The sequence below is a fragment of the Sporosarcina sp. Y352 genome (assembly GCF_056786535.1).
The window spans coordinates 1-18,273 of sequence record NZ_JBXCJE010000014.1 but is presented as its reverse complement, the minus strand read 5'-3'; the positions used below and the strand labels follow the sequence as shown (position 1 = coordinate 18,273).

18 protein-coding genes are annotated in these 18,273 nt (G+C 40.7%); 14 read left to right on the top strand and 4 right to left on the bottom strand.

What is annotated here, in order from left to right:
* Window positions 1-4: 4 nt before the first annotated feature.
* The gene (locus AC1TO6_RS17900) at window positions 5-988 is read right to left on the bottom strand and encodes a metal-dependent hydrolase (protein ID WP_482102987.1); all 984 of its coding nucleotides are present in this window, start codon (window positions 986-988) and stop codon (window positions 5-7) included.
* A gap of 119 nt (window positions 989-1,107) precedes the next feature.
* Between AC1TO6_RS17900 and mutY the strand changes: the two genes are divergently transcribed.
* The 10 genes from mutY (at window position 1,108) to AC1TO6_RS17850 (ending at window position 11,705) form a co-directional block, all read left to right on the top strand.
* Window positions 1,108-2,172 (top strand): A/G-specific adenine glycosylase, encoded by a 1,065-nt coding sequence (gene mutY, locus AC1TO6_RS17895; RefSeq protein ID WP_482102986.1) that lies wholly within the window; start codon window positions 1,108-1,110, stop codon window positions 2,170-2,172.
* Window positions 2,172-2,918, top strand: a complete 747-nt coding sequence (fabL, locus tag AC1TO6_RS17890) for an enoyl-[acyl-carrier-protein] reductase FabL (RefSeq protein WP_482102985.1) — start codon at window positions 2,172-2,174, stop codon at window positions 2,916-2,918. Before mutY ends, fabL begins: the two co-directional genes overlap by 1 nt.
* A 63-nt stretch (window positions 2,919-2,981) precedes the next feature.
* On the top strand, window positions 2,982-3,302 hold the full coding sequence (locus AC1TO6_RS17885) for a gamma-type small acid-soluble spore protein (protein WP_482102984.1): 321 nt from the start codon (window positions 2,982-2,984) through the stop codon (window positions 3,300-3,302).
* Between the two features lie 177 nt (window positions 3,303-3,479).
* Window positions 3,480-4,025 (top strand): nucleoside tri-diphosphate phosphatase, encoded by a 546-nt coding sequence (gene ntdP, locus AC1TO6_RS17880; protein ID WP_482102983.1) that lies wholly within the window; start codon window positions 3,480-3,482, stop codon window positions 4,023-4,025.
* 109 nt (window positions 4,026-4,134) lie between these two features.
* Window positions 4,135-5,886: an ABC transporter ATP-binding protein gene (locus AC1TO6_RS17875; protein WP_482102982.1), complete on the top strand. Its 1,752-nt coding sequence runs from the start codon at window positions 4,135-4,137 to the stop codon at window positions 5,884-5,886.
* A gap of 141 nt (window positions 5,887-6,027) precedes the next feature.
* A complete protein-coding gene (locus AC1TO6_RS17870) occupies window positions 6,028-7,050 on the top strand; it encodes an ABC transporter ATP-binding protein (RefSeq protein ID WP_482102981.1) in 1,023 nt (340 codons plus the stop codon).
* Window positions 7,022-8,035, top strand: coding sequence for an ABC transporter ATP-binding protein (locus tag AC1TO6_RS17865; protein WP_482102980.1), 1,014 nt, complete (start codon window positions 7,022-7,024; stop codon window positions 8,033-8,035). Before AC1TO6_RS17870 ends, AC1TO6_RS17865 begins: the two co-directional genes overlap by 29 nt.
* Window positions 8,032-9,651, top strand: coding sequence for an ABC transporter substrate-binding protein (locus tag AC1TO6_RS17860; protein WP_482102979.1), 1,620 nt, complete (start codon window positions 8,032-8,034; stop codon window positions 9,649-9,651). Before AC1TO6_RS17865 ends, AC1TO6_RS17860 begins: the two co-directional genes overlap by 4 nt.
* Before the next feature lie 108 nt (window positions 9,652-9,759).
* Complete coding sequence (locus AC1TO6_RS17855; protein ID WP_482102978.1) at window positions 9,760-10,764, top strand: ABC transporter permease; 1,005 nt, start codon at window positions 9,760-9,762, stop codon at window positions 10,762-10,764.
* A gap of 17 nt (window positions 10,765-10,781) precedes the next feature.
* Window positions 10,782-11,705, top strand: coding sequence for an ABC transporter permease (locus AC1TO6_RS17850; RefSeq protein ID WP_482102977.1), 924 nt, complete (start codon window positions 10,782-10,784; stop codon window positions 11,703-11,705).
* A 54-nt stretch (window positions 11,706-11,759) separates the two neighbouring features.
* On the opposite strand, the gene AC1TO6_RS17845 is transcribed toward AC1TO6_RS17850, so the two are convergent.
* Together AC1TO6_RS17845 and AC1TO6_RS17840 are read right to left on the bottom strand one after the other, a co-directional pair.
* Window positions 11,760-12,842 carry an FUSC family protein gene (locus AC1TO6_RS17845; RefSeq protein ID WP_482102976.1) on the bottom strand — a complete coding sequence of 361 codons (1,083 nt, stop codon included), beginning with the start codon at window positions 12,840-12,842 and terminating at the stop codon, window positions 11,760-11,762.
* A gap of 227 nt (window positions 12,843-13,069) precedes the next feature.
* Entirely contained in the window at window positions 13,070-14,374 is a 1,305-nt protein-coding gene (locus tag AC1TO6_RS17840) for a glutamate-1-semialdehyde 2,1-aminomutase (RefSeq protein WP_482102975.1), read from the bottom strand.
* 127 nt (window positions 14,375-14,501) lie between these two features.
* Here AC1TO6_RS17840 and bcp point away from each other — a divergent pair, with 127 nt between their 5' ends.
* The 3 genes from bcp (at window position 14,502) to perR (ending at window position 16,524) form a co-directional block, all read left to right on the top strand.
* The gene (gene bcp, locus AC1TO6_RS17835) at window positions 14,502-14,978 is read left to right on the top strand and encodes a thioredoxin-dependent thiol peroxidase (protein WP_482102974.1); all 477 of its coding nucleotides are present in this window, start codon (window positions 14,502-14,504) and stop codon (window positions 14,976-14,978) included.
* A gap of 14 nt (window positions 14,979-14,992) precedes the next feature.
* Window positions 14,993-15,937, top strand: a complete 945-nt coding sequence (locus AC1TO6_RS17830) for a D-2-hydroxyacid dehydrogenase (RefSeq protein ID WP_482102973.1) — start codon at window positions 14,993-14,995, stop codon at window positions 15,935-15,937.
* A gap of 143 nt (window positions 15,938-16,080) precedes the next feature.
* Complete coding sequence (gene perR, locus AC1TO6_RS17825; RefSeq protein WP_482102972.1) at window positions 16,081-16,524, top strand: peroxide-responsive transcriptional repressor PerR; 444 nt, start codon at window positions 16,081-16,083, stop codon at window positions 16,522-16,524.
* A gap of 43 nt (window positions 16,525-16,567) precedes the next feature.
* Here perR and AC1TO6_RS17820 read toward each other — a convergent pair whose 3' ends face one another.
* A complete protein-coding gene (locus AC1TO6_RS17820) occupies window positions 16,568-16,945 on the bottom strand; it encodes a YgzB family protein (protein WP_482102971.1) in 378 nt (125 codons plus the stop codon).
* A gap of 127 nt (window positions 16,946-17,072) precedes the next feature.
* Here AC1TO6_RS17820 and AC1TO6_RS17815 point away from each other — a divergent pair, with 127 nt between their 5' ends.
* Window positions 17,073-17,936 carry a nucleotidyltransferase-like protein gene (locus tag AC1TO6_RS17815; protein ID WP_482102970.1) on the top strand — a complete coding sequence of 288 codons (864 nt, stop codon included), beginning with the start codon at window positions 17,073-17,075 and terminating at the stop codon, window positions 17,934-17,936.
* The last annotated feature ends 337 nt before the right edge of the window (window positions 17,937-18,273 follow it).

Below are 18,273 nucleotides of genomic sequence, written 5' to 3'. Positions count from 1 at the left end.
GTTTTTAAGAGTTTGGACTGAAGTTAAGCTTTTTATTAAGCTTATCCTCAGAAAAAATCCATCCCGTGTATGAATTTAGGACATTCAAATCCTTATCGATATGCACTACTGCGACAAAAGGATAATAACCTTTACTGCGGTAGCGAAGGTCAATAAGACGGACTTCGCATATATCGCCAATCGTCGTGATTGACCATCTGTAGATGGGAGAAAAAGATGTGAAAGCTTTGATGTTCTTATCATTCATCGCTACATCTATTTCAGGGGATAACGGCATCGGCTCTCTGTCGAACTGGTCGTAAATATTAACAGATCTTCCGTAAGCACGTCCGACGTAATGACACGTCTTTGAAGAAACAGCCACTTTCCAATGGAAAAAGCGAATCGTTGGTGCAATAATAATTTCTACTGCATCGGGAACTGTATTTTTGACAGCTTTTTTGACTGCAGACTTAACGGCAAAACGCAGTAAATAATAAAAGAAAATGATGGTGTACAGTATCAAAATCGTATAAACCGGATTTGCACCCATTGCCCATATAATCAGAGCAATAGCATGTAATACGAAAATAATCGGATCGAACGTGTTGATGACGCCGATAGCGACCCATTTGTTGGAGAATGGCCTTAAAGCCTGCGTTCCATAGGAATTAAAAATATCAACGAATACGTGGAGAAATACGGCTAGAAAAGTCCAAGCCCACACATGTATGAAGTTAGCATCAGGTACAAAAAACGACATGAGTAGAGTAATAACAAGCGGCCATAATAATACCGCTGGAATTGAATGTGTTATTCCTCTGTGATGCCGTATATAGACAGCATTATTTCTTAGTTTTAAAACGGTATCTACGTCTGGGATAAGTGAGCCAATAATGACGCCAGCAACAACTGCGCTCATTGTAGCACTCTCAGTCGCAACGACGGGATCTGCGAGAGCGAGTCCACCAAGTGCTAAACCCATGACGATATGCGTTCCAGTATCCAAATAATCACTCCTTTGGCCAAAACGTTTCCGACCGGCATTGGATAGACTTTATAAAAAGCCATATACATAACACTACCCTTTTATGCTCAAAGATAAGCATATGCGATAAGGAGGAAATGATGCAAATAATAATAAATAAAGATGAATTCCGTAAATCTCTTCTTTCGTGGTATAGACGCGAAAAAAGAGACTTACCTTGGCGGAAGACGTCTGATCCATATCATATTTGGGTTTCAGAAGTGATGTTGCAACAAACTAGAGTCGATACAGTAATACCTTATTATAAACGGTTTCTTGAAAGCTTTCCGACGATGAAAGCACTAGCTGATGCCGAAGAAAATGATTTATTGAAAATGTGGGAAGGTCTCGGTTATTATTCCCGGGTAAGAAATCTCCAAACTGGTGTTAGAGAAGTTATTTCAGATTACGGTGGAAAAGTGCCTTCAAATCGCGCGGAAATATCTACGCTAAAAGGTGTTGGACCGTACACTGCAGGAGCTGTGCTCAGTATTGCCTATGGTGTTCCGGAGCATGCGATTGACGGCAATGTCATGCGTGTCATTTCCAGATTACTTCTAATAGAAGAAGATATTTCAATTCCACGGACAAAAAAGATTTTTGAAGCGGTGGTCATGGATTTAATAGACAAAGATGATCCTTCTTCCTTCAACCAAGGACTTATGGAACTTGGGGCGACGATTTGTACACCTAAACCCAGATGTTTACTGTGTCCAGTTAGGGACTTTTGTTTAGCGTTTCACGAAGGTAGGCAGGAAGAATTGCCTGTCAAGACGAAAAAAATAAAAAAGAAAATCATACCTGTTACTGCATTTGCGGTTCAAAATAGGCAAGGTGAGTGGCTGCTGAGAAAGCGACCCTCAAAAGGACTATTGGCTAGTTTATGGGAATTTCCAATGGTAGAGTCTGCAAAAAATCAACCACTAGAAGAAATGGCACATGAGCATTTTGCTATCGAACTGATGGATGTAGTTGAAATATTATCTTTCAAACATATATTTACCCATTTGACTTGGGAAATGAAAAGTTATAGCGCCCGTATTGAGAAAATGGATACAATCTTGGAAGGTTACCACTTTTTCACACAAGAAGAGGTAGAAGCGTTGCCGAAACCTGTTCCAGTGTTGAAAATTTGGGAAGAAATTAAACGAGGGGGAATAAAATAATGACTGAAAATAAAGTGGCAATGGTGACTGGAAGCTCAAGGGGACTAGGAAAAGCCCTAGCGATTGAACTTGCAAAAGAAGGCTATGATATTGTTGTAAATTATGCAAGGAGCCGTTCCGCGGCAGAAGAAACAGTGAAAGAAATTGAAGCACTTGGTAGGCGTGCGATTATGATTCGCGCAAACGTTGGTGACGTTAAAAAGCTTCGCGTGATGTTTGAGCAAGTGAAAGAGGAATTTGGACGGTTGGATGTATTTGTATCAAATGCGGCATCAGGTGTTTTGCGCCCAATCATGGAACTAGAAGAGACACACTGGGACTGGACAATGAATATAAACGCAAAAGCGATGTTGTTCGGAGCTCAGGAAGCAGCAAAACTAATGGATAAAGGCGGGAAAATCATCGGTGTTAGTTCGCTTGGGTCTATCCGTTACCTTGAAAATTACACCACAGTCGGTGTTTCAAAAGCGGCAATTGAGTCGATTACCCGCTATTTGGCAGTTGAACTTGCTCCAATGGGAATTGCAGTGAATACAGTTTCAGGTGGTGCGCTTGACACGGAAGCGTTGAAACACTTCCCAAATCGGGAAGAGTTGCTTGAAGATGCACGTATTAATACGCCTGCGGGTCGAATGGTTGAAATCAGAGACATGGTGAAAACGGCTATGTTCCTCATTTCGGACGATTCGGATATGATCCGAGGACAGACAATAATCGTCGACGGAGGACGTTCAGTATTGCTGTAAAATATTCCAAATGAATAATAAATGCTTCTTTGCACATGATAGTTGCACGGAGGTGAAAATCCATTGACTAAAAACAACCCGAACCAAACTGATGTAAACGAGGTAAGGAAACAAAATCAGCAATCACAACAACGAAAACAAAACCAGAACACAAACGCGATGGCTGGGGAGTTTGCTTCTGAAACTGATGTAAATCAAGTTAGAAGACAAAACCAGCAATCACAGCAACAAGGGCAATACCAAAACCAAACAAATGCGATGACTGAGGAGTTTGGTTCCGAAACTGATGTTAATCAGGTTAGGAGACAAAACCAACAATCAGAAGCCAACAAAACAAATGCTTCTGGACAACGCGCGAATCAGTTCGAAAACGGTTCGAAATAAGTAGATGGATACCGCCGGCCGACAGAAGCTATATGCTTCTGTCGGTTTTTTGTATCTAAAAGTAACGTCGTGAAAGGAAAAAAGAGTTGAATGGTTTCAAATAGTACCGTTCTGTTGGTATAATGATGAAATAATAGCGGCTTCGAAATTTTCCGGCAACCAAAAGGTGGGTTATTCATGACGATTGCTACAGAAGGAGAAACGATACAAGTACATAGCTATAAACATAATGGTAAAATCCATCGCGTTTGGCAGGAGACATTAGTGTTGAAAGGCACGCGTAACATTGTCATTGGTGCTAATGAAAGAACGCTGGTTACGGAATCGGATGGGCGTACATGGTTGACACGTGAACCTTCGATTTGCTATTTTCACGCCGAACACTGGTTTAATATTATTTGTATGCTTAGGGAAGATGGCGTTTACTATTATATCAACATGAGCTCGCCATTCATCTACGATAATAAATCGCTGAAATATATCGATTATGATTTAGATGTAAAAGTCTTTCCTGATATGAGTTATATGATCCTTGATGAGGACGAGTATGCGGATCATAGGAAACAGATGGGCTATCCAGATGTTATTGATCAGATATTACAAAAGAACTTGGAGACTCTGCTAGGTTGGATCAAACAGCGCAGAGGACCGTTCGCACCCGACTTCATTGAAGTATGGACGTCGAGGTATGAATTTCATAAACAGGTCAAGAACGATAAGTGAAAGCCTGATCGCGATTGTTTGCGGCAGGCTTTTTCTACACGGGTCGGTGTCTAGACTCTAGACTCCAGGCGCCTTACGCCTTACGCTTTTCTTAGTAGGAGGTAAAAAGATGGGTGACAGTATAAAACGATACATGAAGTTTGTTAAACCATACAACTGGCTAATCGCCTTGACGATTCTTATCGGAATTGTGAAATTTGCAATCCCGTTATTCATTCCGTTACTGATGAAGATTGTTATCGATAATATCATCTTATCGGAAACGCTTACTGCAGCTGAGATGACAAAACAGTTATTCTATTGGCTTGGTGGGACAGTACTCGTGTTCTTTATAATCAGGCCGCCAGTTGAGTATTACCGGCAATATTACGCTCAGTATGTGAGCAATAAAATTTTATATGATATCCGTAAAGAATTGTATTCGCATCTACAAAAATTGAGTCTAACCTACTACTCAAATACACGAGCCGGAGAAATCATTTCACGGGTGATTAATGACGTTGAGCAAACGAAAAACTTTGTAATGATTGGACTTATGAATGTCTGGCTAGACCTTGCTACAATTATCATAGCAGTTACCATCATGTTGACAATGGACGTTCCTCTGACGCTTGTCACACTACTTGCATTCCCTTTCTACGCATATAGCGTCAAGCATTTCTTTGGAAAACTGCGGGAGTTGACAGGGAAACGTTCTCAAGCGCTTGCGGATGTTCAAAGTTACTTACATGAACGAGTGGCGGGAGTAAGCGTTATTAAAAGTTTTTCACTTGAGGAAGAAGAACAAGGGCGTTTCAATAAAACAAATGGCAATTTTCTCGATAAAGCCCTTGATCATACAAGGTGGAATGCGAAAGCGTTTGCTGTCGTAAATACGATTACAGATGTTGCACCTCTACTAGTCATTGCCTATGCGGGCTATCAAGTCATCAACAATGATTTGTCAATCGGAACGATGGTGGCTTTCATCGCTTACATCGACAGGGTATATAACCCACTTCGGAGACTGGTTAATGCATCGACATCGCTCACCCAATCATTTGCGTCGATGGACCGAGTTTTTGATTTAATGGAACAGGAATATGATATTACAAACAAGCCTAGTGCAATTGAACTTCCGCCTATCGACGGGAAAATCGAATTTGATAATGTCAGCTTTATTTATGAAGAGGGTGGAGTACCTGTCCTGAATGGGATTAATTTCGTTGTTGAACCAGGCGAAACAATCGCATTTGTAGGCATGAGTGGTGGAGGGAAATCGACGATTGTCGGTTTGATACCTCGTTTTCACGATGTGACGGGCGGTGCTGTTTTTGTCGATGGACATGATCTTCGTGACGTTAACATAAAGTCTTTACGCGAACAGATTGGAATTGTTTTGCAAGATACGATTTTGTTTAGTGATTCTGTGAAAAGTAATATATTGATGGGGAAATCGGATGCAACCGACGAAGAAGTTATTGCAGCTGCGAAGGCTGCAAATGCCCATGAATTCATCGAGACACTGCCCCTTGGGTACGATACAAAAGTTGGGGAACGTGGCGTGAAACTTTCAGGTGGTCAGAAGCAAAGAATTGCGATTGCGCGTGTCTTTTTGAAAAATCCACCGCTCTTAATATTGGATGAAGCGACATCAGCACTTGACCTTGAAAGCGAAGCGCTCATTCAAGAATCGCTAGAAAAATTGGCTAATGAACGAACAACGCTAATTGTTGCACATAGATTGTCAACAATTACCCATGCTGATAAAATTCTCGTTATTGATGCAGGTCAGCTAAAAGAGATGGGAACGCATAAAGAATTAATGGCTTTGCAAGGAATATATTATGGTCTATTTCAAGTACAAACGCTTGGAGATTAACAAATAAAAACCATCTCATTGAAATGAAAAATTTCAATGAGATGGTTTTTTTTAGTATCTTAATATATGAAGATAGTATTGCCTTTGTTGAGAAAAATTGTATAATATAACTATCTAGATAATTCAGAAAAAGGTGATCTGATGGATGAAAGACGAACTGTCCTTCAAGTGAAAGATTTGCAGACGACCTTTTTTACAGATTCAGGAGAAATACCTGCCGTAGACCATATTGACTTTCATTTGAACGAAGGTGAAATCCTTGGAATTGTCGGGGAGTCTGGCTGCGGAAAAAGTGTAACTTCACTCTCAATAATGGGACTTGTGCCACAACCTCCTGGCAAAATTGTTGGTGGAGAAATACTTTTTGAAGATAAGGATTTACTTGGAATGACAGAAAAGCAGATGCGTCATATTCGAGGGAATGAAATTGCAATGATTTTCCAAGAACCGATGACCTCATTAAATCCATTATTCTCAATTGGTAATCAGATGATTGAAGCTGTATTAATTCATGAAAAAGGTTGGTCAAAAAAAAGAGCAGCAGAACGGGCAGTAGAAATGTTACAACTTGTGGGCTTGCCTCGTGCAAAGGAAATGATGAGAGACTATCCTCACCAGTTATCAGGAGGAATGCGGCAGCGAGTAATGATTGCGATGGCACTTGTCTGTGATCCCAAAGTACTCATTGCTGACGAACCGACAACAGCTCTTGATGTAACGATTCAAGCACAGATTCTTAAATTGATGAGGGATTTGAACACTCGATTGAATACTGCAGTGCTCCTAATCACCCATGACTTGGGTGTCGTTGCAGAAACATGTGAACGTGTCATTGTCATGTATGCCGGTCAAATTATCGAAGAAGCATCTGTTAAGACAATTTTCGATAATCCACAGCATCCTTATACAAAAGGGTTAATCCAATCCGTTCCTGATATGCGCTATAAAAAGGACAGGCTTTACTCCATTCCGGGGAATGTACCGAAACCGGGTTCAATACGGCAAGGATGCAGATTTGCATCCCGGTGTGAATTTGCATTTGACCGTTGTCAAATTGAAGACCCAGAACTCTATGAAACCTCAGATTTTCACCAGACGAGATGCTTCCTATATGACAGAGAAGGGGTGAAAACGCATGACGACAAAGCCCTTATTAAAGGTTGAAGGTTTAAAAAAGTACTTCCCTGTAAAAAAAGGAATTCTTGGCAGAACAGTCGGCTATGTAAAGGCCGTAGATGATGTATCATTTTACGTGAATGAAGGTGAGACGCTCGGCATCGTTGGTGAATCTGGATGTGGAAAGTCTACAACAGGGCGAATGTTAATGCGTCTTCTGGAGCCAACTGAGGGGAAAGTTGAATTTGATGGGAAAGATTTGACCTCTTTATCATCTGAAGAGATGCGGAGAACTAGGCGGGATATCCAAATGGTGTTTCAGGATCCCTATGCGTCGTTGAATCCACGTCATACAATCGGCAAAATTTTGGAAGAACCGCTTATTGTACACGGTATTGATAATTCAAAAGAACGGAAAAAGAAAGTGAATGAATTTCTAGAGGTAGTCGGTCTAAGCGGATATCATGCTAAGCGATATCCGCATCAATTTAGCGGAGGGCAGCGGCAGCGTATCGGTATTGCACGTGCATTGATGACGAACCCTAAACTGATTATTGCAGATGAACCTGTTTCAGCGCTTGACGTTTCGATTCAAGCCCAAGTGCTAAATTTAATGCAAGACTTACAGAAAGAATTTAATCTCACTTATATCTTTATCGCGCATGATCTAGGTGTCGTTCGCCATATAAGCGATCGCGTTGGAGTAATGTATCTCGGGAAGATGGTTGAAATGGCGAAAAGCGAGCAGCTTTATGCTAAACCTCTTCATCCATATACGCAGGCACTGCTATCTGCAGTGCCGGTACCAGATCCTGATTACCAGAAAGAGCAAGTTCTTCTTGAAGGGGATATTCCAAATCCTGCAAATCCTCCAAGTGGCTGCACGTTTCATACGCGTTGCCCCTTTAAAATGGATATTTGCACAAAGTTTATACCACAGCTTGTTGAATATGAGTCGGGTCATTCTGTCGCCTGCCACCTTTACAGTGAACAGGTAGACAATGATATAAAACAGATGGAGGGGTCTTTATGAGAAAAGGAAAGCTAGGTTCACTTGCGTTGATGTTGCTCCTCATTCTTACGACTGCTCTTGCAGCTTGTTCGTCTGATACGGGCGATGGCGAGAAGGAAGAAGAAAACACTGGAGACGTACAAAATGTAAAAGATACTCTAGTATTTGGACGTGGTGGAGATTCAACTTCACTCGATCCATCAAGAGTAACAGAAGGTGAATCCTTCAAAGTAACAGTTAACCTGTATGAAACACTCTTGAATTTCGGCGAGGAAGATACAACGATAAATCCGGGACTTGCAACAGAGTGGGAGCCAAGCGAAGATGGTTTAACGTATACATTTAAGCTTCGTGAAGGTGTCAAATTCCACGATGGAACAGATTTCAATGCGGAAGCTGTCGTTAAAAACTTCGAGCGTTGGGCAAATGGGGATGCAGAAAAGTTCCCGTATTATAATTCAATGTTTGGTGGTTTCAAAGGAGACGAAGGACACGTTATTGATTCGGTAACGGCAGATGGTGATAATACAGTCATTATCAAACTGACTCGTTCACAAGCACCATTCCTTAAAAATATTGCAATGAGTATGTTTGCTATTGCAAGTCCTACTGCATTTGAAAAAGGTGACGATGACTTCGAAAGAAACCCAGTTGGGACAGGTCCATTTAAGTTTGTTGAATGGAAACCGAATGAAACAATTACAATTGAGAAATTCGAAGATTATTGGGACGAAGATTTACCAAAACTGAAGAAAGTTATTTTCCGTTCAATCCCTGACAACTCGGCGCGTTTAAACGCATTGATGGCAGGGGATATCGAACTTGCAGATGGCATCAATCCATCTGACGGTAAGTCAATTGAAGACCACGAAAGTCTACAATTGTTTGAACGTCCTTCTATGAACGTTGGCTATTTAGGTCTAACAGTTACGCGCCCACCATTTGACAAAGTGGAAGTGCGTCAAGCGATTAATCATGCAATTGACAAACAATCAATTATTGATTCATTCTTTGAAGGACGTGCGAATATCGCAAAAAATCCGATGCCGCCATCCATTTCAGGTTATAACGAAGATGTTGAAGGATATGACTATAATCCCGAAAAAGCAAAAGAACTACTAAAATCAGTTGGACTTGAAGATGGTTTTGAAATGGAGCTTTGGGCAATGCCTGTACCACGTCCATACATGCCAGATGGTAAAAAGGTAGCCGAAGTTATTCAGAAAAACCTCGCAGATATTGGAATTACTGCGAAAATCGTTTCACATGAATGGGCAACTTACTTGGAACTTGCAAGTAAAGGAGATGCAGATGCTTTTATGCTTGGCTGGACTGGGGATAACGGAGATGCAGATAACTTCTTATATGTGTTGCTAGATGAAGACAATATTGGCAGTAACAACTATACGTACTATAAAAATGAAGAACTCCATAATATCTTAATCGCTGCACAAACTGAAGTCGATGAAGATAAGCGTAATGAATTGTATAAAGAAGCACAGGTCATCATTCATGGAGATGCTCCATGGGTACCACTTGCTCACTCTACGCCATTACTAGGTGGAGCTACAGATTTAACAGGATTCCTTCCACATCCAACGGGATCTGATTTACTTTCAAAAGTAGAATTTAAGTAAGAGATTGGGCGTATAGAGGAAAGGGAGAGGTCTAGCGGATTTCTCCCTTTCTCTTTTCTTATTATCTGTACATACAAATTGATAGCAGAGTTGGAGAGGTGAAAAGTTATGCTCAGCTACATTGGTAAAAGATTGCTGCAGCTCATTCCTGTCTTGCTGGGAATGACATTTATCGTATTCATGATTATCCGTGCAATTCCAGGTAATCCAGCTCAGATTATTTTGGGACAGCAGGCAACTAAAGAATCTGTGGAAGCGCTTACGATAAAGTTAGGTCTGGATAATCCTTGGTATATCCAGTATTTTAAATACCTTGGTGATCTTTTCAAAGGCGATCTTGGTGAATCAATGAGAACGCGGGCACCTGTCGCAGATGAAATTTGGCCCTATTTGGCAGCCACATTTGAATTAGCGCTTTTCGCTATTGTTATAGCAGTTATTATCGGTATCAATGCAGGAATTATTTCAGCATGGTTCCAAAACTCATGGTTTGATTATTCAGCGATGATTTTAGCGTTAATTGGTGTATCTATGCCTATCTTCTGGCTTGGTCTAATGGGACAATGGGTTTTTGCGGTAGAAAACTCATGGTTGCCGACAGGAGGGCGTGAGCAAGTGCGAGATCCTGTCAACGCTATAACAAATCTCTATATACTTGATACGATTATTCAAGGTCGCTTTGATCAGTTGTGGCAAGTTTTCCGACATCTAATTTTACCGGGCTTAGCTCTAGCGACAATTCCGATGGCGATTATTGCACGGATGACCCGCTCGAGTATGTTAGAAGTAATGCGTTCTGATTATATTCGTACAGCTCGCGCTAAAGGACAAAAGATGTTTTGGGTAGTTTACAAACATGCGCTTAAAAATGCAATTATCCCAGTTTTAACTATCATCGGTTTACAAATGGGCATGTTATTAGGCGGCGCAATCTTAACAGAGACAATTTTCGCTTGGCCTGGCGTGGGTCGTTATATATATGATGCAATTGGGTTCCGAGATTATCCGGTCATCCAGTCAGCAATTCTTATAGTTGCGCTCTTCTTTGTAATAATTAACCTAGTTGTCGATTTGCTCTATAGTCTCATTGATCCGAGGATTAAATATGATTGAGGAAGGGGGGAGCGTAAATGTCTGAATTTGCACCTAAAGTAAATGGAGTTACAGAAGTCAAAGCTGAAAAAATGGCAGGACCATGGCGCGAAGCTTGGAACGGCTTTAAAAAGAGTAAAGTTGCAGTCGTCGGCATGGTTATTGTTCTATTCTTTATCCTGTTAGCGGGATTCGGTTTTGCGGCTGAACAAGGTTATCTTGGTTCGAACATTGGACTAGAAGGCATTAACGACCAAAAACTAACGGACCGGCTTCTTCCTCCTTCTAGCGAATATTGGTTTGGAACAGATGACCTTGGAAGGGATATTTTTTCCCGAATTATTCACGGTGCTCGAATTTCGCTATGGGTTGGATTCTTCTCAGTTATTGGATCGGTCGTTGTAGGGAGTGCACTAGGGATTATAGCCGGGTATTATGGACGCTGGGTTGATACGATTATTTCACGTATATTCGATATTATGCTCGCGTTTCCTTCTATCTTATTGGCAATTGCAATTGTTTCTGTACTTGGACCAAATTTACGAAATGCCCTTATTGCAATTGCGATTATTAATGTACCGAACTTTGGGAGGCTAATTCGTTCAAAAGTGTTAAGCATTAAGGAAGATGAATATATTACAGCAGCAAAAGGAATCGGTATGAAAGATGCACGGATTTTAGTGTCCCATATCTTGCCGAATTCGATGGCACCCGTAATTGTTCAGGGAACGCTTGCCGTTGCTACAGCAATTCTTGAGGCAGCCGCACTTGGATTTTTGGGTCTGGGTGCACAAGCTCCGGATCCTGAATGGGGAAAGATGTTAGCTGATTCTAAAAGTTTCCTTCATTCAGCACCTTGGACGATGATTTTCCCTGGAATTGCAATTATGCTGACAGTACTTGGCTTCAACTTAATGGGTGACGGTTTACGTGATGCACTGGATCCGAAAATGAAGAGTTGAGGCATTGAAAAAAGTCCCACAAACCGATTAAATTATCGGCTTGTGGGACTTTTTTTAGTAGATTTCTTCAGTTATTTTCGTATTTACTTTATTGTGATGATACTTTTGGAATAAAACAATCATTTTGTCAAAGTGTTCAAGTTGTTCTTCGTAATTAAAGATAGACGATAAGATATGAAGTAGATGATAAGCCGAAAACTCTTCTTCTTCTTTTGTGAGCGCAATCTCTTTTGCAAATATCTCCATTACTTCGTAACGCTGAATGTATTCATCATTTGGACTAGTGCCTACCGCATCAGACTTCAGTTTTCCAACAAATTTCAGATGGAGCTGTTCGTGATATGTCAGCAGTGCATCAAGTCGTTCCTGCACCATCATTCGGAAATGTTCCGGTAATTCAATTAGCTCATTTTCATATTGATGTAGTTTTTTTAAGACCTCATAACTGCTTCTTGAAGTGGCGATCATTTGTCTGTACACGACGAGCTTTCGAGATTTGTTCCTTGTGTTCTTTTTAAAGTAGCTACGTTCTTCTTTGAATAAAGTATAAAGTTGGTCGACTTGTGTGAGACGTTCCTTCAACTTATTCAGTGACTTTTTTGTTGCTATATGTTCAGAAGCCTGCCTTCCAGCTAGGCGAGTCCAACGAATAATTTCATCTTGTGCCATATGGATAGATTCAAATAATTTGGTTTCATATTTAGGCGGCATGAACAACAAGTTCACAACGAAAGCAGCTAGAATACCTAGAATCATTGTCACGAACCTGAGAAAGGCGAATGATAGGAATTCGTCATCTTTAATTTCCATTATAGAAATCATCACTACGAGTGCCAATGAAATGGATTTCTCAAGACCGAATTTATTCATGATTATTATAATAATAACTGCTGCAAGACCTATCGTAACAAGCTGATTACCCAATAATAGAACCAATGAAATCGCAATGACCGCACCAATTATATTACCTTGGATTTGCTCGATAATCGTTAAGTAAGATCTGTAAATCGATGGCTGAATGGCGAATATGGCTGCGATTCCTGCAAATAATGGATGTGGCAATTGCAAAGCTTCCGCTAGGAACAATGCGAACACAATCGCAATGCCCGTTTTAAATATGCGGGCACCAAGTATCATAAGGATTATCCTTTCTAATCAAATACGCCTTGGCATATTTGCGCCCAGACTTTTATCGAACCTGCTCGATACATTCCTCTAAAAAGTCTGTGGCATCCGTTGGAGACAGTAACTTCATTTAGCTGGAATTTTCCCCATTCCAAGTTGGAGGCCTATTTTACAAATTCCTAACACTAATAGAAGTGGAAGACTTCATCAAAATGAAGTTAAAGCTTTTTTCCGCTAGGTCAACCGTTTGTGAGTGTTGCAAGTTCTTTGAATGATTTATCAACCGCAACAAGTGTATCCATAATATCTTGTTCAGTATGAGCTGTTGTCAAAAACCACGCTTCGTATTTCGAGGGGGCTAAATTGATGCCGTTTTTTAACATAAGTTTAAAGAATTTCGCGAACACTTTACCGTCTGTTGCTTCAGCCTGTTCGTAGTTTTCTACTTTTACATCGGTGAAAAACAACGTGAGTGCTCCTTTTAGGCGGTTTGTTGTCAATGTAATTCCGTGTTCCTTTGCGGACTCCAAAATACCCTCTTCGAGAATAGCCCCCAATCGGTCCATTTCATCATAAATTCCAGGGGTTTGTAAAACTTCGAGAAGAGCTATTCCTGCTAACATGGAAGCCGGATTACCAGCCATTGTCCCCGCTTGATATGCAGGCCCAAGAGGCGCTACTTGTTCCATAATATCCTTTTTGCCGCCGTAAGCACCAATGGGTAGACCGCCACCAATGATTTTGCCGAATGCAGTAAGGTCAGGTGTTAATCCAAGCATATCTTGAGCGCCACCGTAATGGAAACGGAAAGCAGTGATTACTTCATCATAAACGATAAGTGCTCCATGTTCAGCTGCGATATCATGGACAATTTGTAGAAATCCTTCTTTTGGTTCAACAATTCCAAAGTTGCCGACAATCGGTTCGACGAGAATACATGCAATTTGGTCGCCCCATGTTTCCATTGCTTCTTTATAAGCTTCGGGATCATTGAATGGAATGGTGATTACTTCTTTAGCGATGGACTCCGGGACACCTGCAGAATCGGGCGTTCCAAGGGTTGCTGGTCCAGAGCCTGCTGCAACTAGGACTAAATCCGAATGACCATGATAACAGCCTGCGAATTTCATGATTTTGGTCCGGCCAGTATATGCGCGGGACACACGAATTGTCGTCATAACTGCTTCGGTACCAGAGTTTACAAACCGAACCTTATCCATGCCAGGCATTGCTTCTTTCAACATTTTTGCGAATTTCACTTCATGACGAGTAGGTGTTCCGTAAAGTAGACCTGTCTGCGCTGCTTTGACAATTGCCTCAGTGATATGCGGATGGGCATGCCCTGTAATGATTGGTCCGTAAGCCGCTAGGTAATCGATGTACTTGTTACCGTCAACATCCCAAAAATAAGCACCTTCTGCACGCTCCATAACTGTAGGTGCACCACCACCGACTGCATGGTATCCGCGCGACGGACTATTTACGCCTCCAACAATATGTTCACACGCTTCATTATAAATAATCTCTGAATTCGTTCTTATCACTATAAATTCCTCCGTTCATTTCTTTACTCTCTCTATTCTAAACAAATTGTCTCAGATAGCCAAAGAAATTGAAACTGAAGGGCGTGTCTTGTAGGATTAAGGAAAGAATACATTGGAGGAATGGAAAATGACAACACTTGAAGGAATGCATGCACCTGAATTTACATTGCCGAATGAGAACGGGGAAATGATTTCATTAAAAGACTATGCTGGTGAAAAGTATGTAGTACTCTACTTTTATCCAAAAGATTCAACACCTGGTTGCACTACGCAAGCATGTAATTTCCGAGATGCATATGAAGATTTTAGTAAGCTAAATGCTGTTGTACTAGGGGTTAGCCCGGATAATGAAGCTTCACATGGGAAATTCATCGGAAAACATGGCTTACCATTTTCATTACTTGTAGATGGAGAGCATTCTGTTGCTGAAAAATATGGCGTCTGGAAATTGAAAAAAATGTTCGGTAAAGAATATATGGGTATTGAACGCTCAACATTTTTGATTGACCCAACAGGTACAGTCGTTAAGGAGTGGCGTAAAGTGAAAGTTGAAGGACATATAGACGAAGCACTTGCGACTCTAGAACAACTAATAAACTCTTGAAGGGGTGATTAATAATGGATGTACTCTTCACATTTGATATTAAGAAACACCAGGAAGAAGCGCTTCTTGCAAAATTTCCACAAGTGACAATGCATTTTAATAAGAAGCCGGCAGATCAAGAAGTCCAGACGGCAACTGCGATTGTGACATATGGCGTTGACGTAGATAGTGATTTGTTGGAAAGGGCAAAGTCGTTGGAATGGATTATGGTTGCATCCGCAGGCATAGAAAAAATACCGGTTGCTGAAGTGGCAGAACGAAATATCATAATGTCTAACGCAAAGGGCATTCATAAAACTCCAATGGCCGAATCAGTTCTTGCTCATATTTTAGCACTGCAACGGTCACTACCGCTTATCCAGGAACAACAACAGTCAAAAGAGTGGGGTCGGAAAGTCCGGTCAATTGAGTTAAAAGGTTCAACCGCACTAATTTTAGGCCCTGGCGCAATTGGTTCTGAAATTGGGCGTTTACTTCAGGCGTTTGGGGTTCGGACAATTGGTTGTAACCGATCAGGCAAGAAAAGCGAATCTATGGATGAAACGATTACTTATGAAGCATTGATGGATAAATTAGGAGAAGCAGACTTTGTCATATCTGTTTTACCTAGCACGCCCGACACAAGAGGGATGCTCAATGCAGAACATTTCAAGGCAATGAAGAACAATGCCGTCTTCATGAATTTCGGTCGTGGAGACCTTTTCGATGAAGCAGACCTGATAGCTGCATTGAAAAGTGATGAAATCAGACATGCTGTGCTCGATGTATTTGAAACGGAACCGCTCCCTGTTGAAAATGAACTATGGGAACTCCCGAATTGCACAGTATCACCGCATGTATCAAGTTTATCTGGCAAGTATGTTGAAAGAGCACTCATCATATTTGAAGAAAATCTAGAAAAATGGTTGCGTAATGAAAGAGATTTAGCGAATTTAATTGATTTAAAGCTTGGTTACTGATAATCAATTACGCCGAGGCGTAATTGGTATAGACAAAAGGAAATGGTCTTTACAGCACTTTAGTTGACATATGTACTCTATTTTAAGTACACTAATGATAATAATTATAAAGTAAGAATCTTTATGAATAGAGGTGCAGAGCGATGTCTGAAGTGAGATTGAAAGACGCGCTGGACACATTGAAAAGTAGTGGAGTTAGAATTACTCCTCAACGGCATGCGATTTTAGAGTATCTTATCTCTTCTGAGTCACATCCAACGGCTGACGATATATATAAAGCACTTGAAAACAATTTTCCTAATATGAGTGTCGCAACAGTATATAATAATCTTCGTGTATTCCGGAATGCCGGACTCATTAAGGAACTTTCGTATGGAGATGCTTCGAGCCGTTTTGATTTTGTGACTCACGATCACTATCATATAATCTGTGACGAATGTGGAACGATCGTTGATTTTCATCACCCCGGGCTAGAAGAAGTGGAACATTTAGCTTCTCATGTAACGGGATTCAAAGTGAATTCCCATCGACTAGAAGTATATGGTACATGCCCGACTTGTGCTTCAAGCGTTGTAAAGGTCAATTAAAAACGTCCGATACTCCTTCTATATGAAGGGGCATCGGACGTTTTTAATTTTTAGGCTCTTCTTTGGCTGCTGCTTTACTCTTTGGTCGGTTATATGTTTCGTCGAACTCTTTACCTTCTAATGAAGGGTCAAGCGTCAAGGGCTCACGACAGTGTCCACACATATCGACGCGTCCGAGCATTTTTGTTTGTTTTCCGCAACTTGGACAAGTAATTTGGACGGCCCTTGTAGAAAGTGTTCCGATCCACGCGTAAACAACTGTGCTGGCAAGAATAGCAAGAACACCAAGAAACATGAAGATGAGCATGACAATCTCGTATTTTCTGAAGAAAATCCCGATGTACATAATAACGACTCCCGCAAATATTAGAGCAAGAGCAAAGGATCTAATTCGATTTATCTTATTTTTATAAGGTTTCATCAATCATACCTCCTCAATATATCCTCAATTACTATAGCATATATTTCGTTTTTCGCGGTATCAATCCTACTTGATTAAAGGATATAAGCACCTTCTCGTCGAAATGAAATGGCAGGGAGGTGTAGCAGTGGAACAGGTATTAAGGCCAATTTATCAAGAGCGGGCAAGTTTTCAAGAGACGCTTGGCGTCATTCTAGTAGAGAAAAGAGGGAAAGGGGATCCGATTACAGATACATTCGATGTGATTCTCCTCATCATAACCGCTGACGATGAAATCCCTATTTTTACGAAACACTACACTAATGGAAATGAGAAAGCCGCTATGCATATAATTAGTGAAAAGCAATTGCGGAAATGGGTAGTCCAAGGAACAAAGAGGAAAGTTGTAGACTGGTTGTTTTATGGAAAAGTCTTTTTTGATCGAAATGAATTCGTAGAAAAAATGAGAATTGAATTACAGGAATATCCTTATTCGGGGCGTAATATGAAAATGGGGTTGGAGTTTTCAAAGTTAGTTAGAGGTTATATGGAAGGTAAGACGTTTTTTGAAGAAGGAAACTTCATGGATGCGTACCATCATGTAGTCAAATCACTTCATCACCTCGCAAGGCTAGCTGTTATTGAGAATGGATTGTTTCCGGAAGTAACAGTGTGGTCCCAAGTAAAAAGAATCGATCCGGCAATATATAAACTATATGAAGAACTTATCATGAGTGAGGAACCCTTAGAAAAACGATTGGAACTATTGTTTCTTGCAAGTGAGTTCTTTATCCATAATCGTACAGCAGATGGAGCCCGTCATATTAATGATGTAATGGCGGCTCAAGAGATATGGACAATACAGCAGCTTCACGAGCACGAAGAAACCAAAATGTATTCAGTTGATTTAGAGGTATTCATCGAATTTTTGATTGATAAAGGCTTCATTCATGTGGTTCAGAGCGATTCTAAAAATGAATTAATCTATCATAGGGATTACAAAGTAATCTGACTGGATACAGGAAAAAGGGGCGAATTACATTCGTCCCTTTTTTCTAGTTGACAGATGAATGCTGAACATGTTATTCTAGTTAACGTCGCTTGGGAGATAAAGTGAAAAGAAATTTTGAAAAGAAGTTTTAAAAGAAGTTCGAAAAACACTTGACTCTACAAATACGAAATGTTATATTAGAGAAGTCGCTTTTGGAGGACGGATATGAGTAACGAAGAATGAAACTCGTTAACTTCGTTAATATGAACCTTGAAAACTGAACAGCAAAACATCAATGAGATATCGCGAGAGTGTGAACGCACTTGAGCAAAACGTTTCGAAGTAAGTCGATTTCGGT